Source organism: Nitrospirillum guanabarense (assembly GCF_034653355.1).
Taxonomy (GTDB): Bacteria; Pseudomonadota; Alphaproteobacteria; order Azospirillales; family Azospirillaceae; genus Nitrospirillum.
This window is the reverse complement of the sequence record NZ_JAYEER010000003.1, coordinates 1,085,616-1,106,068: the sequence shown is the minus strand read 5'-3', so window position 1 is coordinate 1,106,068 and position 20,453 is coordinate 1,085,616. Positions and strand designations below refer to the sequence as shown.

16 protein-coding genes and 1 pseudogene are annotated in these 20,453 nt (G+C 58.2%); 11 read left to right on the top strand and 6 right to left on the bottom strand.

What is annotated here, in order from left to right:
• Positions 1–110: 110 nt before the first annotated feature.
• The 4 genes and pseudogenes from UAA55_RS14285 to UAA55_RS14270 form a co-directional block, all read right to left on the bottom strand.
• Positions 111–281, bottom strand: a complete 171-nt coding sequence (locus UAA55_RS14285) for a hypothetical protein (protein WP_322953530.1) — start codon at positions 279–281, stop codon at positions 111–113.
• Positions 278–1,383, bottom strand: a pseudogene (locus tag UAA55_RS14280) (IS5 family transposase). Before UAA55_RS14280 ends, UAA55_RS14285 begins: the two are co-directional and overlap by 4 nt.
• Positions 1,384–1,917: 534 nt before the next feature.
• Positions 1,918–2,175 (bottom strand): helix-turn-helix domain-containing protein, encoded by a 258-nt coding sequence (locus tag UAA55_RS14275; protein WP_322953528.1) that lies wholly within the window; start codon positions 2,173–2,175, stop codon positions 1,918–1,920.
• 166 nt (positions 2,176–2,341) lie between these two features.
• Entirely contained in the window at positions 2,342–2,587 is a 246-nt protein-coding gene (locus UAA55_RS14270) for a helix-turn-helix domain-containing protein (RefSeq protein ID WP_322953527.1), read from the bottom strand.
• 126 nt (positions 2,588–2,713) lie between these two features.
• On the opposite strand from UAA55_RS14270, the gene UAA55_RS14265 reads away from it, so the two are divergent.
• The 11 genes from UAA55_RS14265 to UAA55_RS14215 all read left to right on the top strand — a co-directional run bounded on the left by UAA55_RS14265 (position 2,714) and on the right by UAA55_RS14215 (position 18,022).
• Positions 2,714–3,067 (top strand): hypothetical protein, encoded by a 354-nt coding sequence (locus tag UAA55_RS14265; RefSeq protein ID WP_322953526.1) that lies wholly within the window; start codon positions 2,714–2,716, stop codon positions 3,065–3,067.
• Between the two features lie 122 nt (positions 3,068–3,189).
• Positions 3,190–3,597, top strand: a complete 408-nt coding sequence (locus UAA55_RS14260) for a hypothetical protein (RefSeq protein WP_145733600.1) — start codon at positions 3,190–3,192, stop codon at positions 3,595–3,597.
• Positions 3,500–4,537, top strand: a complete 1,038-nt coding sequence (locus UAA55_RS14255) for a metallophosphoesterase (protein WP_322953524.1) — start codon at positions 3,500–3,502, stop codon at positions 4,535–4,537. Before UAA55_RS14260 ends, UAA55_RS14255 begins: the two co-directional genes overlap by 98 nt.
• A gap of 3 nt (positions 4,538–4,540) precedes the next feature.
• Positions 4,541–6,070, top strand: a complete 1,530-nt coding sequence (locus UAA55_RS14250) for an AAA family ATPase (protein ID WP_322953523.1) — start codon at positions 4,541–4,543, stop codon at positions 6,068–6,070.
• Positions 6,071–7,148: 1,078 nt separating this feature from the next.
• Positions 7,149–9,374 (top strand): sigma-70 family RNA polymerase sigma factor, encoded by a 2,226-nt coding sequence (locus UAA55_RS14245; RefSeq protein ID WP_322953522.1) that lies wholly within the window; start codon positions 7,149–7,151, stop codon positions 9,372–9,374.
• 59 nt (positions 9,375–9,433) lie between these two features.
• Positions 9,434–10,879 (top strand): ATP-binding protein, encoded by a 1,446-nt coding sequence (locus UAA55_RS14240; RefSeq protein WP_322953521.1) that lies wholly within the window; start codon positions 9,434–9,436, stop codon positions 10,877–10,879.
• A 4-nt stretch (positions 10,880–10,883) separates the two neighbouring features.
• A complete protein-coding gene (locus UAA55_RS14235) occupies positions 10,884–13,745 on the top strand; it encodes a Z1 domain-containing protein (RefSeq protein WP_322953520.1) in 2,862 nt (953 codons plus the stop codon).
• Positions 13,729–14,748 carry a PD-(D/E)XK motif protein gene (locus UAA55_RS14230; RefSeq protein WP_322953519.1) on the top strand — a complete coding sequence of 340 codons (1,020 nt, stop codon included), beginning with the start codon at positions 13,729–13,731 and terminating at the stop codon, positions 14,746–14,748. The genes UAA55_RS14235 and UAA55_RS14230 overlap by 17 nt, the downstream gene beginning before the upstream one ends.
• A complete protein-coding gene (locus UAA55_RS14225) occupies positions 14,749–16,518 on the top strand; it encodes an AIPR family protein (protein ID WP_322953518.1) in 1,770 nt (589 codons plus the stop codon).
• Between the two features lie 12 nt (positions 16,519–16,530).
• Positions 16,531–17,007, top strand: coding sequence for a very short patch repair endonuclease (locus tag UAA55_RS14220; protein ID WP_322953517.1), 477 nt, complete (start codon positions 16,531–16,533; stop codon positions 17,005–17,007).
• Positions 17,008–17,044: 37 nt separating this feature from the next.
• On the top strand, positions 17,045–18,022 hold the full coding sequence (locus tag UAA55_RS14215; protein ID WP_322954466.1) for a DNA cytosine methyltransferase: 978 nt from the start codon (positions 17,045–17,047) through the stop codon (positions 18,020–18,022).
• Positions 18,023–18,101: 79 nt separating this feature from the next.
• Here UAA55_RS14215 and UAA55_RS14210 read toward each other — a convergent pair whose 3' ends face one another.
• Complete coding sequence (locus UAA55_RS14210) at positions 18,102–19,568, bottom strand: hypothetical protein (protein WP_322953516.1); 1,467 nt, start codon at positions 19,566–19,568, stop codon at positions 18,102–18,104.
• A complete protein-coding gene (locus tag UAA55_RS14205; protein ID WP_322953515.1) occupies positions 19,561–20,349 on the bottom strand; it encodes a hypothetical protein in 789 nt (262 codons plus the stop codon). Before UAA55_RS14205 ends, UAA55_RS14210 begins: the two co-directional genes overlap by 8 nt.
• Positions 20,350–20,453 lie beyond the last annotated feature (104 nt).

The following is a 20,453-nucleotide window of genomic DNA, read 5'->3' as shown; positions in this document are numbered from 1 at the left end:
GAGAGTTCGACTTCGAGTGTCCCGTCATCGTTGAGTTCGGCGGAGCCTGAGCCCGTAACCTCATCGCCCTCGTCGAAGCCGCCCCACCGGAAGAAGACGATGGATCGGCCCTATTGCAGGTCCAGGCTGGCTTGCATTTCGCCGAAGGCCATTTCACCGTGGCCGTCGTTGCCGATGGTCAGCGTGGCGGGCCCGGCCAGGTTGAGGTAGCTGCCATCCCAGAGATCAGCTTCAACGATCCGCCAGCGGCCGAGGACCCTGCAATCCGCCGGGCCGCTCATGGGGTGACCGCCAGAAGCTTGGGCAGGCGCACCAGGTCGTAGGCTGCGGCCGTGAAGGCGAAGGCCCAGTCCACCTTGGCAAGGCCACGCAGCTTGGTTCGGCGCAAGCCAGCCACCGTCTTTATCCAGCCGAAGGCCTCCTCGATGCGCTTGCGCGCCTTCAGGGATGCCGAATAGCCGGGGTGGCGGGTGGTGCGCCCATCGATGGCCGAACGCCGCCCGCTGGTGTTCTGGGCAACATGCGGGCGCACATTGAGCGTCCGCAGTTCCTCCACGAAGTCGGCGGCGTCATAGGCCCGGTCACCACCCAAGGTGATGGCGCGAGGCCGGTTGGCCCAGCCTTCGATCATCACCAGGGCAGCCAGTCGTTCCGCGTCCCCGATGCGCGGGTCAGCCGTGTGTCCACGATCAGCCCCAACCGGTTCTCCATCAGTCCATGCCCGATGAAGCACAGCCTGGCTTCCATACCGGCACCCTCCCGGTAGAGCCTGGCATCGGGATCGGTCGTGCTCTCATGCGTTTCGTTGGAACGTTTCTCACCGCGGAAGTCCGCAGGAGCGTTTCGCCCGCCACCAGTACCGCCATCTCCGTCGTCACCTTGGCCGTCCGGGGACGCCTTCGGCTTGAAGCTCTTCTGCGAGGCCCAAGCCTCAATCAACGTCCCATCGACACTGAAGTGTTCGCTCGATAACAACCGCTTCACCCGGGGCTGGGCCAGCACCGCAGCCAGGAACTTCGACGCAATTTCCCCGTCCAGCAGGCGGTCCCGGTTCTTGGAGAAGGTCGAATGATCCCACGCCGGATCATCCAAGCCCAAGCCCACGAACCAGCGGAACAGCAGATCGTATTCCAGCCGCTCCATCAACTGTCGCTCCGAACGGATCGAGTAGAACGCCTGCAACAGCATGGCCCGCAGCAGCATCTCCGGCGCGACCGACGGCCGTCCCATGCCGGAATAAAGCGCGCCGAAGTCACCCGACAGAACCGCCAGCGCCGTGTTCGCCATCTCCCGGATCGGGCGGAGTGGATGGTCCGCCCGCACCCGCATCTCAAGATCAACGTAGGAGAACAACTCCCCCGACCGTTCGTCCGATCCCCGCATGCCGCCCTCGGCTCCGTTCCAAGGCTAACAGTGAATCATGCCAACACTCGGGCAGCCATAGGCTTTTTCAACAGCCTGCTAACTGGCTGGCCGGCGCTTAAACAAATCACTTGCGATTACTGGAATCATGCCAGCATCTACGCGTTCATTCGCATAGCATCGGGCCAATAGATCATCCCCAAGGTATCCGTCGTATATGGCCCGCTTCATATCCGGCACCAGCCTCGCAAGCGCAACCGGTTCTGGCGCCGTTTCATCGGCCAGGCCTTGGAGAAAGGATTCCAGACAGAAGTATGGACTCGTTCTGTCCTACCGGACGCACAAAAGCCGTATCTCCTAATAAGATGTCATTCGACGCACCGCTTGGGAATGGCAGCAAAGTCCCAATCCCCGTCCTTGGGTCAGGCAGGTGCCGGTACGCCGGGGCAGCAGGTTTTTAGAAAGGAGCATCGGGCGCAGGAACGAACCAGATGGGACGCAAAGCAGACGTTGTCGGTATTCGTAGCGGCCTTGTTGCCTAGTTTCCCAGCCGGTTCATTCGGTTGTGACTGGTGGTGATCGCTGGATCAATTCACCCAGCACCAAGCAGGCATCCGCATCCAGCGCCTGAGCCACTTCAATGAATTCCACAACGTCCAGCCTCCGCTCACCGCCCTCGTACTTCGCGACGAAAGACTGGGGGCGGCGCAGCCGTGTCGCCACGTCGGTCTGCGTCAGGCCCTTCGCCTTACGCAATTCGATGAGCAGGTTTTGCAGTTGTTGTTGCTGGGGCGAACGAAGGGACTTGGGCATGAAAACCGGCGGATTGCTGAGGCCGATTTTTTCGATAATCCCAATTGCGGATTATCCCATTATAGGATAATGTGGTTTTGTAAGCCCGACAGAGCCCAGAGAACAGGCCCTATCATGACTGCCCTCCCCGTCGCCACCGGCATAAAACCTCGGTCGTCCTGAGGCGTTAATCGCCCTCGCTGTCCACCGCGTCCAGCAACGCACCCGGGGCCAGTCCCACGGCGCGGCAATAGCGGACGTAATCGATGACGTCGACCCGCCTTTCCCCCCGCTCCAACTTCGACACCTGCGATTGGTCCGTTCCCATGCGGGCGGCCACGTCCCCTTGCGTCAGTTTCCTGGATTTCCTGGCCGCGATCAGCCCCTCCACGATCCGCCGGTAGGATTCCGAAAATCGGTCCTTGTTCCCCATTTTTCACTCCACTGCCTATAGACAGCGGATAGGGCGTTCTGGCATAAAAGGACGAATTGCCCTATTTTGCTTCGCGTATCGGTAGCACCCCTAAACTCCATCTTCCCTCAAGCGGAATTACCCATCATGGCCGTCTTCTTCCGCACCACCACCCGCCTCACCGTGATCGCCAGCGTCGGCCTGCTGCTGACCGCCTGCGGCGACAACAACCCGGTGCTGGGGAAATGGGAGATGTCCAAGGCGGCCACGAAAGAGCAGCAGGAGGCGGCCATCTTCGGTGAGACAGTCGAGTTCACCGCGGGCGCTATGGTCCCCAGCAACGGCTTTCCTGCCGTCCCGGTGAGCTACAAGCACGATGGCGACACCTGGTTCATCGTCACAGCCGATGGTCACAGCATCACCGCCCACCGCACCAGGAACGACCTGACGCTCGAGGTCCCGATGCTCGGTTCCGTCCCCTACGTCAAAGCCAAAGGCTAGGCAGTCGCCAAGGCGGCTGCCGTATTCCCCGCCCCCGGCCCCAGCCGGCGGCCCACCTGGATTTGTGGTTTGAAAGCCCTTCCGGTTCGGCCGCCGTGCGCCCCGACAGACGTAGGTGCATCATGAGATCAGTGACTGGAAGACTCAGCCTTCTTGGCAATGGCATCGTTGCAGGAAAGTTCAGCAAGTATTCCGTGGTGAAGATCGGCGACATCGTCCTGAACAATATTCATATCGCGGAATCGCTGGATAGCTTCCTCAACGTCCACGCCCAAGGCGATACGACCATTTATTGGAACGGAAACTGGCTGAGTGGCCGACAAATCCGGGCGATCAGGACACCCTCTGGCGACCTGTACTACCTCAAGAGGTCCATTCTCTTCGTCACGTTCTTCGTTGTTTTCAGCATCCTGACTATCCCCATCCTGGGGTTTGGCCTCCTGCTACTGCCGGCCCTCCTCGCCGACTTCAACTATTGCCTCGCCGCTACCGAGTTCAAGGCTCAGGGCGGTATCCCGATCCCACTCTGACCGCCGGATAAAGGACAATCATCATGACCATGCGCGCCAAAACCAAACGTCCGCCGGTGGCCATAGCCACGGCTTAAGCGCGCCTGGGCTTCGCTGGCCTGGGCACTGTCCCAGGCCAGTTCCGGAGCCCCATCATGGTCCGTGTTGCCCTTTTTCCGACCTCCACCTCAATTCCGCCCCCTGGACACCACCCACCGACCTGCAGGCCGATATCGTCGTCCTGGCTGGTGATCTGAACGTCAAGGCCCGTGGCCTGCCCTGGCCCGACGCCAGGGCCATGTTCGGCTGCGACCATGTCCTGGCCGTCGCCGGCAACCACGACTTGTTCGGCACCAGCATCGATGACGGCATGGATAGGCTACGGACCAGGCTGGCCAGCCTGGGCGTAACCTTGCTGGAACGCGACGAGGCGGTCGTTCAAGGCATTCGTTTTTTGGGTTGTACCCTCTGGACCGACGTCCGGCTGTTCGCCGGTGCCGACGACCGCCTGGTCAGGGCCGATGCAGCGATGTTGGTCGGCGACGCCTACAGCCCGCACATGCGGGACTATCGGCAGATCCGGGTAGCCGGGGACGGCTACCGCCGCCTGCGCCCCCTGGACACGGCCACCCTCCACCATCAGTCGGTGGAATGGTTGGAAGGCCGGCTGGCCGCCCCGCACACCGGCCCCACCATCGTGGTCACTCACCACGCCCCGTCCGCGCGGTGCCTGCCGGCCTGGGCGCAGCAGGATCGGTGGTCCTGCGCCTACGCCAGTCACTTGGACTGGCTGGTGGAGCGGTACCAGCCGGATGCCTGGTGCTACGGCCACATCCACGACCCGCCACCCAACCTCGCCGTCGGCCGGACGCCCCTGTGGGCCAATCCCCGCGGCCATGGCGACAGCATTCACGATCACAACCCCTCTTTCGATCCCTACGGCTTGCAACAGGAGTTCTGAAGCATGGACAATCTTGACTGCCTCACCATCGCCGATGTGGAGCGTTTGCTCGACGCGGCCCCCGCCCACCCCGTCCTGCCCATCGACGTGGAGTTCGCCCGTCGGATGATCCTGGACACGATCGAGGGTACGGACTTGGACCTGCAATTGGGGGGCACCCAGAGCAGTGACCATCAGGTCATCCCCGATGCCCAGACCGCCGCGCTGCTGCTGGTACCGAGTGCTGATTGGCTCCGGCCGGTTCGGGCGGCCCTCCGCCACCTGCTGAACAACCGGACGGCCGACGACACTGCCGACCACACCGACGACCCGTGGATGGTGCCGGAAAGCCCCGGCCCCCTTTCGTGGGATACCGCAGGGGCTGCGGTGACGGACGCCTGGCATCGGGGACGAAGCATGGTCGGGGTGGCTTTCTCAGCCGATGACCTGCCCCTCGAGTTCTGGTGCTTGCCGAGGCGCGGGCAGGCCCGGCTGCCGGGGCCGACGAACCTGCAGGTCATGCAATTCATCGACGACCGGACGGGACAGTGGCCCAACTTCCCCTACGAACTGCTACCGGACCCCTTCGCCAGCCAGGTGGTCCCCGGTGACCTGGCACTGGGGTGGTACGACGGGATCACAGCCGACGATTGGCTGGCCGCGGTCCGCAAGTCCCTTGCCACGCGGACGAGTTTTCAGCGGGGAATGCAGGCGGCCACCGAAGCGCCGCCGGCACCCGAGGTTCAAGGACCTCCGGCGGGGCCGACGCTGGATCAGCTGGCGGGAATGGATGAAGCGGTGGCCTGGGGGCGTCAGTTGGCCGAGGACCTGGTCGACTACGGCGCGGGCCGGATCGGGTGGGACGCGGTTGAACACGGCGTCGTTTTGGCCGGCCCGCCGGGCACGGGCAAGACCACATTCGCGGCGGCCCTGGCGCGCAGTTGCGGCGTGCCCCTGATCCTCGGCTCCCACGCCAGTTGGCAGGCGGCGGGACACCAGGGTGAGATGCTGAAGGCCATGAACGCCACCTTCGCCGAGGCATCCGAGGCCAGCCCCTGCATCCTGTTCATTGATGAGATCGATGGCTTCACCAGCCGCACGGCCAACTCCCACGGCTACAACAGCACCTATCAGCGCCAGATCGTCAACGCCTTGCTGGAGCACTTGGACGGCGTGGCCGGCCGGCCGGGAGTGATCGTCGTAGGGGCCACCAACATGCCGGAGGTGGTGGAACCGGCCCTGCTACGGCCCGGCCGCCTGGAACGGGTGATCAGCATCCCGGTACCGGACACAGCGGCGCTGATCGGCATTTTCAGGCACCATCTGGGGACGGACCTGCCCGGTGCCGACCTCTTCCAAGTGGCGGCCATCGCCGCCGCCGCCGGCGCCACGGGGGCTCATGTGACGCAATGGGTACGGGGGGCGAGGCGGGCCGCCAGGAAGGCGCGGCGGTGCATGCGCCCGGGTGACCTGATGCAGCAGTTGGCGTCACTGGATCCGGCGGCTGATGAAACCGCCATCGCGGTCCTCGTCCCCATCGGCGGAATGCAGTGAACCCCCAACGACCACGCCAAGACACCCTGCGGATGCCCGAAAGGGCACCGCAGGCGCTTTCAACCAAGTGGCGACGTCCGCGGCAGCCACCGGCTTGGCCGCAGCCTTATTCGCTGTACCCGCGAAGGAGAGTGATGCTGTCGCCCCGAAAAACCTAAGACCAGTGACGAGCTGCTGCAGTTACTGGACGACACAGCCTAGGTGCCGTCCGGCTTGTACAATTCAAAACACGTTTATGTATTGTGATCTCCTTGGTGACCGCACTGTAAGAACCTCTATTCAAGGTGAAGAAGGTCAAAAATCTCAACCAGTTCAGGCGCACTCCGGCACTTATCAATAATGCGTGGGATCAACAGGTAAATCTTCTGACATCGGTACCCACGACGCCCAGATACTAGAGCAGATCTACAGCAAGAAAAGACCTGCCGACCTGATTCCGCGAACTGAGAGTTGGCGTGGAATGGAGATATCATCGACATTGTCGAATTGGGAAAGCCTCAACCGCGTTCGACGCCCGTTATTTACATGCCGTTCAGCTTCGAATTCCGTCGTTTTCCGGGGGTGATGTCTGCAACCGATCTCATGACACTCGCCTCCAGTTGGAGCCTCCGGCGAAGCCGGTACCGTTCAGATGTTTTTGCTGAGACCAAGCAAAATTCCTATCCCCCTAGGTGGTGGCCAATCAGAAAATTCCTTGCCAGAGTAGAGCCAGTGAGCCTACATCGACGTAGTCGCACAAATGAACATATTCTTGTTTTCGTCGAGTATCTTTGATTGGAACCCTTTCTGGTAGCGGCAATAAGATTTGGACAATCCGGCGTTCGCATAACATTGGATGTGTCAGGGCGCCCTGGGGGCTGATGTCCCGAGTAAGACCTCGAGGCGGAATGAGCGGCAGCTTGGGCTCATTGGGTGGTATCTCTCATGAGAAGGTACAGTCATACAGCTTGGTCTCGGCAAAAAGCACCCAAGAGGCCAGTACGTCGCTCCACCCAATGCGGAGGATACTCTGGCCATCTTCGCGGAAAGGCCGAATGCTTGCCTTATGAATGAGCCGACTCTCCTCGAGCGGAAGCGAATGACGCCCATTCTCCGGATGGCGGTCCTGTCTGGAGTCACGGCATCAGTGCAACTGCACCTTCGCCTTGGCGGGGCCGTCGACGCCATGGACGACAAGGGGCGGACGCCCCTCATCCTTGCCGCTTCCCGAGGCCATTCCGAAATTTGCCAGCTTCTGCTCGACGCGGGCGCAAATCTCACCCACGTCGACATGGACGGCAACGACGCGTTACGGGCAGCAACCACAAAAGGCCATCATGTTGTCGCCGGGATTATCCGAGCAGCGTTGTCCCTTCCGGAACCTACGCCAATCCGACAACAGGTGATCAGCCCCAACAGTCCAACCTTCCCGGCGGCAACCGCAACAGCTTCGTCTGTCGATCGGTCGATGATCGAACCATTTGCACACACCAGCCCCGCCAGCCTGTCCGAATTGGCGGAAAGCAGCACCAGATCAGCGTGCATTCCTCCAGACCCGGAAGTTCCGCAGAAAGCTCCGAACGGAGCCTTGCATGAGGCCACCTGTGGGTGGGCCCCCGCCCCTCCAGCGGACAGCGGAGGGGAGTTCGATCTATCGGGGTGGGAAGAGGAAACCGACTCTCCCCCTCCCCCGGCCGACCCCACCTGTGCCAGCCGGGCGGATAATCTCCAACAGCGGCTCTCTCGTCACACTCCCATCGACCCGGATGCGGGGTGGGAAGAGGTCAACATTGAACTGCCAGATATCCTGGTTTCAGTGCACCGAAGGGAGACGCTCGACGAGGATGAGGAGGCAGACCTCAAGGAACTCGTCATGGCGGCCATCGTGAACGGACGGATAAGGGAGGAAAACTTGATCCGGGTCGCACGGCGCGATCCGGACGATCCCGATCAGCCAGATCCTGATTATGTCACCAATCTTCGTACAATGTTCGGAGACATGGGGATTATCCTAGATGATGATCCTATCGCCCCCGACAACCTTGGTAGTCCGGAGGACAACGACCGCCTTTACGACGACATGGCGGAAGGGTTGGCGTTCTTGCGGAATCTCAATTCCAACAAGGCAAACCCTCTAACCCACTATGTAAGCAGGCTGCCCAGCGATCGCCTGACCCGCGAAGGCGAGGCGCTCCTGGCAACGGAGATCGAGCGCGGCACAAAGGCTGCATTGACTGCAGTTGCGATGAGTCCGGCTGCCGTGTCCGACCTTCTTGCGGCAATCGAAGCAGTCATCGCAGGGCAGATGGCTCCTGAGACGTTCCTCGAGTTTGACCAGGAGGATGACGCCCATCCCGAAGAGGATGGCGACCACGTCGCTGAGACGGACGATGCACAGGCGGAACCGTCACTGCCACCGGAGCTGCTGCATCGTCTGGAGGTGGTCCGGGAGCTCTGCCGGCGGTTGCTACAAGGGCAGGGCAGCAGCTTCGCCCAACAGTTCGGAGAGCGGCTAGCCACCCTAGGCCTTTCGCGCACTTTCGTTTCCCATCTCCAACATGCCGTGGAAACAGACCCATCGGGAGGTGATGCCCGCCGTGTAATGACGGCCGGTCTCGAAGACGCGCGGCAGGCAAAGGAGAGGTTCGCTCTCGCCAATCTCAAGCTGGTCGTGTGGGATTCCAGGAAATTCAGAGGCCTGACTTGGCCTGACAGGATACAGGAGGGGAACCTCGGGCTGCTCAAGGCCGTCGAACGGTTCGATCACCGTCGTGGTAACAAGTTCTCCACATATGCGACTTGGTGGATCAGGCAGGCAATCACCCGGGCAGTTGCAGATACGGAGCGCACCATCAGGATTCCCGTTCACATGCAGGAATCCATGCGCAAGCTGCAGAAGGTGCAGAACCAAGTCCTGGCGCTTACGGGCCGCGACGCGCTTCCGCAGGAGCTCTCCTCCTTGACGGAGGTTCCACTACAGCATGTCTTGAGGTTTCTGGCGATCGCCGAAGAGCCGCTTTCCCTGGACACTGAGGACATAGGCCATCATGCGGCAGAGATGGCATCGCCGGAACCAGATCCGGAAGAGAGTCTCGCCGCTGCGGAAATCAAAGCGCTGGTCAAGCAACAACTCGAACATTTGCCCACACGTGAGGCCACGGTCATACGCTTACGGTTCGGCATTGGATACGAACGGGAGTACACGCTCGAAGAGATCGGACAGCGGTTTGGAGTCACCCGGGAACGCATCCGCCAGATCGAGGCAAAGGCGCTTGGAAGACTAAGCCATCCCGGTCGTATCAAGACATTCCGGGATTGCCGCTGATGGAGCACATACCGATGCCTCCAGCGAGATCGCGATCGGCACCGCCTCGCGCGTCCGCCATGATCGAAGCGTTACGTGGACTCGGCTATTCCACGGCTACCGCGCTTGCCGACATCATAGACAACAGTTTGTCTGCAAACGCCCGCAACGTGTCGCTGATTTTCAGCTGGGCTGGCGGACGTAGCCATGTCGCCGTCCTCGACGATGGCAAAGGAATGGACGCCCTCACTCTTGACCTTGCAATGCGTCTCGGCGAGCGCAGCCCTCTTGACCAGCGAGAGGCTGGAGACCTTGGCCGGTTCGGCCTGGGCCTGAAGACTGCGTCCTTTTCCCAGTGCCGTCGGCTCACGGTGGCATCGGTGAACAGGGGTGAGATCAACTGTCTGCGTTGGGACCTCGATGTGCTCGCGGCTTCAGATGACGGTTGGCACCTTCTGGAAGGACCTGCCGATGGCTCCGAGGGACTGATCGCCCCCCTGGCCGACGCCGGCAAGGGAACGCTGGTTCTATGGGAATGTCTTGATCGTATCGTCACGCCCGGTTTCAAGGAACAGGATTTCCTCGATCTCATCGACATGGTTGAGCGGCACTTGGCCATGGTCTTTCACCGCTATTTGAGCGAGCCGCGTCCCAAACTCCGATTGACCATCAATGGAAGGTCAGTCTCCCCTTGGGATCCCTTCATGGCTTCTCATCCCGCCACATACAGCTCTCCTGTGGTTCCATTGGGCGATGTCCAGGTCCAATGCCACGTCCTGCCACATAAGGACCGCCTGACACCTGATGAGGTGGAGAGCGGCGGTGGACCGCACGGCTGGACGGCACAGCAGGGATTTTACGTCTACAGGAATGAACGCCTTCTGGTGGCGGGTAGCTGGCTTGGTCTTGGCCATGGACGGTCATGGACGAAAGAAGAAGCCCACCGTCTTGCCCGGATCAGACTGGACATCCCGAACTCTGCCGATGCGGCATGGAAGATAGACATACGGAAGTCCTCCGCGAAACCGCCTGTCGGTCTTCGGCCAGCGCTGACCAGGCTCGCTGAGGATGCCCGCTCACGCGCGCGGAAGGTCTTCGCGCACCGCGGCCAGCCTGTCCGCGTCGGTGGAGCAAAGCCCGTTGTCCAGGCATGGCGAGCCGAGCACTTCAAGGGAGGAGTGCGGTACCGCATCGATGATTCCCATCCCGCTGTCCGCGAGGTGCTGGACCAGGCCGGCCATCTTGCCCCGCAGATCAAAGCGATGATCAGAGTCATCGAGGAGACTGTCCCAGTGCAGCGAATGTGGCTGGATACAGCCGAGGGCAAGGAGACGCCGAGAACAGGTTTTGCGGGCGAAGCACCCGCCGAAGTCCGCTCAGTCCTCCTGCCCATGTACAGGAACTTCATCCTGAGGAAGGCCATGTCGCCCGAACTCGCACGGGAGCGCCTTCTCAGCACCGAACCTTTCCACAACTACCCGGAACTTGTCAGGAGCCTGCCCGACGTTCCGGATGCAGAGGGATGACATAATGTCTGCAGCCGATGAGACCCGTCAGAAGGTCGTCAAGCTGGTGCAGGAATTGCTGGTTGACGAAGACGACAGGTCAACAATCACCCCTGCCCTGATCTCCGAGAAGATCGACCAAGTCCTTTCCATGAAGCCCAAATGGGCTGAAGGCCTTGATCGCGAAGCGGTCACCGATGAATTGATACGTCGCTTCAGTCTCTGGATAGGCGAGGATACGACCCTGAAAAGCAACTCCGGTCATGACCCTTGGTTAGTGGCGGCGCGCAAACAGGATTGGAGATATTGGCAGCGTTATAGGGAGTGGCTTGAGCGCAAGCTGTCCTACAAGGCGGTCGAAGCCCTCGACAAATCGACGGACTCAGTTCTGGCCATGCTTGAGGATCCACGCCGTGAAGGGCCATGGGACCGGCGTGGTCTTGTCGTCGGCCATGTGCAATCGGGCAAGACGGGCCACTACAGCGGCTTAATCTGCAAGGCGGCCGATGCGGGTTACAAGATCGTTATCGTCCTCGCCGGCCTACACAACAACCTGCGATCCCAGACCCAAATGAGGTTGGACGAGGCTTTCCTGGGATACGAGACGAAGCCCAACCACGAGGACATCCTGCCGATCGGCGTCAGTGAGATAGACAGCGATCCGGCAATCCGCCCCAACTATGCCACCAACCGCACCAATGGCGGCGACTTCAACGCCGGCATCGCCCAGAAGCTCGGCATCACCCCAGAGCAACGTCCCTGGCTGTTTGTGGTCAAGAAAAACAAGACGGTGCTGGAGCGTCTCTTGCGTTGGATCCGCAATCACGTTGCCAACGTCCACGACCCTGAAACCGGCCGCAAGATCGTGACCAATCTGCCGCTGCTCCTCATCGACGATGAGGCGGACCACGCCAGTGTGGATACGGGCGAGACCGTGCTGGATTCCGATGGCAAGCCCGACCCTGACCACCAGCCCACAGCGATCAACAAGCTGACAAGACGAATCCTCCATTCCTTTTCGCGGTCAGCCTACGTCGGCTACACGGCCACTCCCTTCGCCAACATTTTCATCCATGAACGCGGGGAGACCCGAGAAGAAGGCCCGGATCTTTTTCCAGCCAGTTTCATCGTGAACCTCGCCGCTCCGTCGAACTACATCGGCCCCGGCAAGGTTTTCGGGGCAAGTGGCAAGGAAGGTCGCGAGGGTGGACTTCCGCTGGTCAGGCAGATCGATGACTACTGCACATCCGACGGCCTGAATGGTTGGATGCCGCCCAAGCATCGTAACGGCCACCAGCCGCTCATAAATGGGAAGGACGCGCTTCCCGAATCATTGATTGAGGCAATCAATGCCTTCGTGCTGGCCTGCGCGATCCGCAACTTGAGGGGACAGGCAGACGAACACAGTTCGATGCTCATCCACGTGACCCGGTTCACTGCTGTGCAGACTGCGGTCCACTCACAGGTTGAGGAACGCCTCCGTCAAATCAAGCAGCGTTTGACCAGGCGGATCGGCCATGAGCCGATTGTCTCCGCGCTCAGGCAGCTCTGGGAAAGAGACCTCAAGCCAACAACCTCCGGCATGACCGTAAGCCACCCTGATCTGGTGATTGGAGATACGTTCGGCTGGGACGAGATCGAAGCCAAGCTGGCGGACACCGTCTCGGACATCCAGGTCCGCATGATCAACGGTACAGCCAAGGATGCCCTCGACTATGCCGACCATGATGGCGCCGGTCTCAAGGTAATCGCCATTGGTGGTGACAAGCTTGCCCGAGGCCTGACGCTTGAGGGCCTGACGATCAGCTATTTTCTCCGTGCATCGAAGATGTACGACACCCTCATGCAAATGGGGCGTTGGTTCGGCTACAGGCCTGGCTACCTCGATCTCTGCCGCCTGTACACTACGGGAGAACTTTGCGCGTGGTTCGGCCATATCGCTGATGCGTCCGAGGAGCTTCGCGAGGAGTTCGAGTTGATGGCGAATAGCGGCGCGACACCACGGGATTACGGACTGAAGGTTCAATCTCACCCCGTACTTCTCGTGACATCGCGGCTGAAAATGCGCTCGGCCCGGAACCTCATGCTGTCGTTCAGCGGCCTGCTCCTCGAAACTGTGGCGTTCCACCGGGAGCGCGATGTGCTCGAGCGAAATCTCTCGACAGCCAGAAGGTTGGTGTCATCCCTTGGCACGCCGGAGGAAAACCCCACCAGGACCAGGGGCGGAACCAGGCAGACATGGCAGGGATACCTGTGGGAGGGGGTCCCCCCTTCCGATATCATCGACTTCCTCACCGCCTACAAGACTCACCCGGAAGCCCACAAGGTCAATGGCGCGCTGCTTTCCCAGTTCATAACGTCTCTCGTCGCGGAGGGAGAGCTGACCAGCTGGACAGTCGCGCTTATTGGCGGCGGCGACGGTATGCCTGTGCAGTTAAGGGCCGGCGTCTCCGTGGATATGCTTCGACGCGCAGCACACGGGTCCCATACCGACCGCTATTCGATCCGCCGCCTGATGTCACCCCGCGATGAGACGATTGATCTGGACGAAGCGAGCTGGAACGCTGCGCTCTCCATCACGCGGGCTGCATTCCACGCGGACCCGGCGAGGCACGGGTCGGGTGAACCTCCCGAAGCCCCCAATGGCCCATCCATACGGCGCGTAAAAGGCTTTGGGGCCGAGGGTGTTCCAGCCCGTCCGGATCGGGGAATACTGTTCGTATATGTCATCGATCCCAGTCTCGCCGGCGATGAAGCAGGTCTGCCGACCGATGCGCCTCCTGTGGTTGCTTTCTCCATCAGCTTTCCGGACAGCAATTCGGGCACCAAGGTGGAATACAGGGTCAACAACGTTGCATGGGAGCAGGAATATGGCGCCGCTGACTGACGCCGAGAGTCTGCGCCAGGCGTGGCGAGCCCTTTCCTGCAAAGACGGCGGCGAAGGATGGCGCACGATCCCCATCCAGTTGGACGCCCCATGCCGACTGCTTGCAGGGCGACACTGCCCTGGAGACGAAGAGGCAATCATCGTCGGCTTCCGCGGCATCAGGCCGCCACCGGAGGCCCACCTCCCGCAGGGCCACGGCTTCAGCGTCGCCAAACCGTTCACTGAAATATTGGGTAGCACACACGCCTGGCTGGCCCTTTCCCGCAAGGCCGCAGGAGGTCTCGATCTGTTCGCCATGATGGCAGGAGACGTGGTGCGACTGCTTGAAGGGTGTGCCACCGTCGGTGAGGAACGGCTTTTCCAGCTTTTTCTGGCGAGAATCCGCGCGTGGCAGGACTTCATGGAGCGCGGCCATGATGGTGTTCTCGGTAAAGAGGTTGAGACGGGCCTATTCGGTGAGATGGTGGTGCTGAAATCCCTGCTCGGAGCAGGCATGCCAGCCACTTCCGTCCTGGATGCCTGGCACGGCCCCCTCGACGGCCTCCATGACTTCCTTATTGGTCCCGGCGCCATCGAGGTGAAGACCACCCTGTCCGCCAACGGGTTTCCGGCCACGGTCAGCTCTCTGGAGCAACTCGACGAAACGCTCCGGCAGCCCCTTTTTGTTGCCGCAGTGCGGCTCACGCTCGGTAGCGCGGGCGTCAGCCTGCCGGAATTTGCCGACGACATCAGGGGAATTCTCTGTGCGGAACCGACGGCTCTCGGCACCTTCGAGAGCCGGCTGGTGCAGGCCGGCTATCTTCAGGCCTTCGCGGATAGGTATGTGCGTCGTTTCACGCATTCAGGCACGTCCATCCTGCCTGTCGAAGGCGCCTTTCCCAGGCTGACCCGGATGACTGTCAATCCGGGCATCGGAAAGGCTCGCTATGAGGTCGACCTTGACCTCTCCGGTGCTATCGATGTCGGCCTTGTGCATGCGCTTGAGATGTTAGGGGGAAAATAAATGGAGCTTGAGGAGTTTCTCAGACAGACCCAGGCCGAGGTCCGGGGCGAAACCGAGCTATTGTACCCCGAGCTCGTCTTCGCCGAGGTCGTGATGCAGCACATGGCAGAAGTGGGCATGACCTTTGAGCCGGTCGTATGCCACTACCTCCATACCGGCAGGGGAAACGTCGGAACGTTACGGCTGAGTGGATACGCCATCTCGGAGGAGGCTGATCAGATCGATCTTTTCGTCAGCCTTTATGCCGGCGTGGATGCGGTAACGTCCATCTCGGACGCGGACACCAAAACGGCGGCCGAGCAGTGCATCCGTTTCCTCACCCGAGCTGCGGACGGCAGCCTGCTCCAGAATATGGAGGAAACTCACGAGGCATATGGGCTGGTGCTCAACATAAGGGAAACTTACGAAAATCTGGACCAGATACGCATCTATGTCCTAACGGATCGCCTGGCAAAAGCGAAGAACTTCAAGACCCGAGAGGTGAAGGGCAAGACCATCAAGCTCGAGGTCATGGACATTGAGCGTCTGCACCGCCACTGGTCATCGGGCAAGCCACGCGACGAGCTGGTGGTAAACTTCGCGGAAGCATCGGGAGGGGCGCTGCCCTGCGTGTATGTGCCGGGCCAGGCGGCCGATTACGACTACGCGCTGACGGCCATTCCGGGCGAGGCGCTCAGGTTTATCTACGAGAAATACGGCGCCCGGCTGCTTGAGGCAAATGTGCGGTCGTTCCTCTCCGTCACCGGCAAGGTGAATCGCGGCATCCGGGACACATTGCGCGACGACCCGGAAAAGTTCATGGCCTACAATAATGGCATCGTCCTCGTCGCCGACGAAATCCATCTCGGAAAGACGGATGACGGTACCCCTGGCATCCTCTGGCTCAAGGGCATGCAGGTGGTCAACGGCGGCCAGACCACCGCTTCCATCTACTTCACCAAAAAACGCAATCCCGAGGTCGATCTGGGACGGGTCCGCGTTCCTGCAAAAATCATTGTCCTGAAGTCGAAGGATGGACCGGACGAAGAAGCCCTGATCGCTGACATCTCAAAGTACGCCAACAGCCAGAACGCAGTTAAGATGTCGGATTTGTCCGCCAACAAACCGTTTCACGTCGAGATGGAGCGTCTTGCCCTGTCAACCTATTGCCCGGACGGCATCGGCCGCTGGTTCTACGAACGCGCGGCGGGGAGCTACAACACGATGCTGGCGCGGGAAGGTTCCACGCCCGCCAAGCTCAGGGACCTGAAGGAGGCAATTCCCGCCGCGCGGAAGATCACGAAGACCGACCTGGCGAAATATCTCCATGCTTGGGACCGCAAGCCGCACCATGTCTGCTTCGGCTCCCAGAAGAACTTCGAGCGCTTCATGGAAGGGTTCAAGGAAGTCGATGGACAGCCCGCAGCAGCCCTACCTACCGTGGCGGATTACAAGCGGATGATCGCCAAGGCCATCATTTTCAAGAAAGTTCAGAAGCTCGTCCGTCCGATGTTCCCCGCATTCCAGGCGAACGTGGCCGCATACACGGTCTCCATCCTGGCAGACCGGCTTGGCCCAAAGATGGACCTGGATGGGATCTGGATCCATCAGGACCTCTCAATGCAATTGCAGGAACAGATCACGACCTGGGCGAAGGGCGTCAACGATGTCCTTCACTATTCAGCTGAGGGCAAGATGGTCTCGGAATGGGCGAAAAAGCCCGAATGTTGGGATGCTGTCCGGGAAAGCACCTATTCGGCTCCCATGGATAACATCCCCGAGATGCGCTGATGGGAGAGCCCGATGGCCGATCGTGTATCCAAAGCCGTCCGCAGCAGGATGATGGCGGGGATCCGCGGCAAAAATACCAAACCCGAGTGGGCAGTCCGGAAGGCACTGACTGCAGCAGGAGTGCGCTATCGCCTGCACCGCAAAGACCTCCCAGGCGCGCCCGACCTGGTCATGGCTGGTCGCCGGGCGGCCGTGTTTGTTCACGGCTGCTTCTGGCATTGCCACAAAGGATGCCGTCACGCAAAGGTCCCTTCGTCCAACACCGAGTTCTGGAAAGCGAAGCTGGAACGCAACGTGCAGAGGGACAAGGCCGCCGTCACGGAACTGCTCGCGGCAGGCTGGCGCGTCCTCACCGTGTGGGAATGCACGACAAGGAGCAGTTCGGAGACCGATCTGAAAGACCTTCTCGTGCGCTGGCTGGAAGGAACCGACCAAGGAATCTCCGAACTGCCACACCTGGAGGGATGTGAGGATGGAAATGGTCAATGAAGTGGAAAAGAGCTCCACAAGCCGGTAATTGTTGACGATGCGACTGAGAACGATCGATCTTTTCTGTGGCGGCGGCGGGAGCAGCTGGGGCGCGAAGAATGCGGGGGCGGAAATCGTCTGCGGCGTGGACGCATGGGACATCGCGACCAAAACCTATGAGGCAAACTTCGCCAACGCAAAGGCCGTGAACGTCAGGATGGAGGAGGATTCCGGCCCCTCCATTCTTGGCGAAATCGGCGAAATTGACCTTCTCCTTGCCTCTCCGGAGTGCACCAACCACACCTGCGCCAAGGGCTCCCGCCCGCGTGACGAGGGAAGCAAGAAGACTGCCCATTACGTCACAAATTTCGCAAGGGAGCTGCAACCGCGCTGGATCGTGATTGAGAACGTGGTCCATATGCGGAGCTGGGATGGATACGATCCGCTTGTCTCGGACCTCAATGGGCTAGGCTACAACGTCCTCCCGCAGGTGCTCGACTCTGCCGACTTCGGAACTCCCCAGTCCCGGCGGCGGCTGTTCCTGCTTTGTGATCGGGAAGCGGTACCCGTTCCCGTATCCCCACCCTGCAACTTGCCACCGGGTACAATAGCTGACGATGTCCTTGTGGACGGCGGTTGGCAGTCGAAACCACTCTATCGGCCCGGTCGGGCCGAAGGCACCATTGCCCGCGCCGAGCGCGCCATGAAGACCCTCGGAACGGGTGTGCCCTTCCTGATCGTGTACTACGGCTCGGATGGCGGTGGTGGCTGGCAGCCACTCGACCGTCCGATCCGGACGCTGACGACGCTTGACCGCTTCGGGTTGGTCACATGGAAGGATGGCGAGCCGATGCTTCGCATGCTCCAGGTGCCCGAACTCCGCCGTGCCATGGGCTTCGGGAGTGGTTATCAGCTACCCGTCGGATCGCGTAGGGACCAAGTCAGGCTGCTAGGCAATGGAGTATGCCCGCCGGTGATGGAGGCTATCGTCCGGTCCCTGATATCGGAGCAAAGAGTAGCGCTAGCTGCCGAATAATACTTGCAGAATCCCTAAGCCCATTGACAACAATCGCCTAAATGTGGGGCCGTATATCCATGGAATACAATCTGTGGATTTACGTTTTTATTAAAAAAACTCCCTTTGAATGGTCTTCAAACTCGCCTATTTTTCTAAAAACTCCATAATATGTATATTCTGATTTCATTTCATCTCGAGCAAATACGTGAATCGGAATATCTGAAGACCCCAAAAGAAGATGGTTATCTTTGCTATATTTTATATAGCCATCATTTATTTTCATTATCTTTAGGTAGTATTTAATACGAACACCCCTTTCCACCCATTCGTTTTTATATTTTGCCGACGACAATTCATTTTTATGATCAAAATATATTCCAACCGTTGCCTTTATTATGACGGCAGAATAGGCTCTATTTTTCCCAATCGCATAAATACCACCATGGCGATTACTGTAGACTTCAGAGAAAGTCGATATCAAATGACTGCTATATTTTTCGCCTATCTTAAAATCTTCTATTGTCCATTTATATTTTCTATATTTCCCATATTTTTCCACAAACTGCGCCGCCACAGCCTCAATCGATTGGAAAGAGGAATCGAAATCCAATTGCAGTTGCCTTTTATTTATCGGAGAATTCTTCTTATCCATGTAGACAATAATATCCCCTATCCTCTTCATCTCATTTATCCATGAGTGAATTGCGGCTGCCTTTGCCTTAGCTCTTCGAGGAATATTTCTTGTGTTTCTAATTTTTTCGAAATACTCCCTGCTAAGAAAATCTTTTGCCTCCATAAGGACAAGATCAATAGTCTCATTACTATCTGGACTATCACTATAATCATGGCCAATCTCCTCAACAACTATCGCCGATATCGCCCATATATTTTGTATCTCACCTAATATTTCGACACTATTTCCATTTATATGTTTTAATACATCTGATATTTTATCATAAAAAATACAGTCTCCCCTTACGTTATCAGAATATATAGTGATACTGTTATTGCTCATTCTTACTCTGATTAACTCTGCAATTCTCGGCAGCCCGTTATTTTGCTTGCTGTCTAAGTACGCCTCTACGTATAGACGCACAATGGGCGTAATTGCAGTCTCAAGAACCCATGAATTGGCAACCGAATCAGATGCAGAACGCGCTAACCATGTATATGCGTCACGGGCATCGATCGACAGTCTTTCTTTAAGACAAAAAAATGAACTAATCTGAAATCTTAATACTGGAAAATCGCGAAATACGCCTTCGTCCAGATTCGATGAAATTACATTACGTAAGGTCTCCTTCTTTCCAACGTAGAGCTTACCATCAGGGCATTTTATCGCATAAATTCCAGAACCCCCTACGTCGGCCCGCATTGATATACCTATGAATTCAAATTCTATATTTTCAGAAGCGAAATCTCTCCAAGAAACCACTATATCCGCGCTATTTATATTCTGAATACACATCGAATTGGATCCAGGAACGGAAAAAACCGGAACCTGAAATCCGAACACTCCTGGCATTGGGAAAAATATGCCAATCACATTGAGCGAATCAGTCATTCAAATAACCCTTTTCTTCCAAAAAAGTTCTCACGAGATTTTCTATAGATGCACAACATTCATTTTGCGTAAATCGACCATTTAGCGGATAAAGTAGTGGCTCCGCTCCCCAATCCTTTAATATATTTTGTATTTCATCTCGACACTGATATAGCGTATCAGCCATTGCCACAGCAATCACCGTACCGGCCAATTCAACTTTTCCCGCGAATTGTATCTCAATACTGTTAAGCCTGGAGTCGCCCAGATTGCTTCCCGTCCTCGATATCAAACTAACAAATGTCTCAACACAAGTATTATGAGTTGGATCTACACCAAACTCCGTTTTTGGATTTTCATCATAGTAATCTTTGTTCGATCCAAAGAATACGCCGACTATTTTCCCAGCCGCCGATCTACTTCTTGATTCAAAAACGTCTTTCTTCAGTCTTCTATGCGCATGCCCTTCACTGGTCATGACACCATTATGGTAAGCACCACTATCGAAAGGCAATACTCTTTTCGGCTCCACACCATCTGGAATTTTCAATACAAGACAAACAGGAGCAAATTGCTTCATCGAAGCTTTATGGATCTTTTCTCCGTCTTTGGGACGATAAGATGGCTTTCCATAAAATAAATATACTAACTCTTCATTATAGACCGGGCACTTCTCTGCCTTAAGCACTCCATCTGGACCTATGTGAAATTCAAAATCTACAGAAGATGTTGTATGAACGAATGGAAGCTCGGGACCTATAATGGCCGAATTGGCAATAGCATCATAGAATACTTTTGGCATCATATTTCCTTATTTTACAGCCACAGATAGCAATTTTTCCCGAAAATCCGCTTAATTCCTTGGTATTTTACCACGCCTGCGCGCTACGTTAAGAGAAATTCACA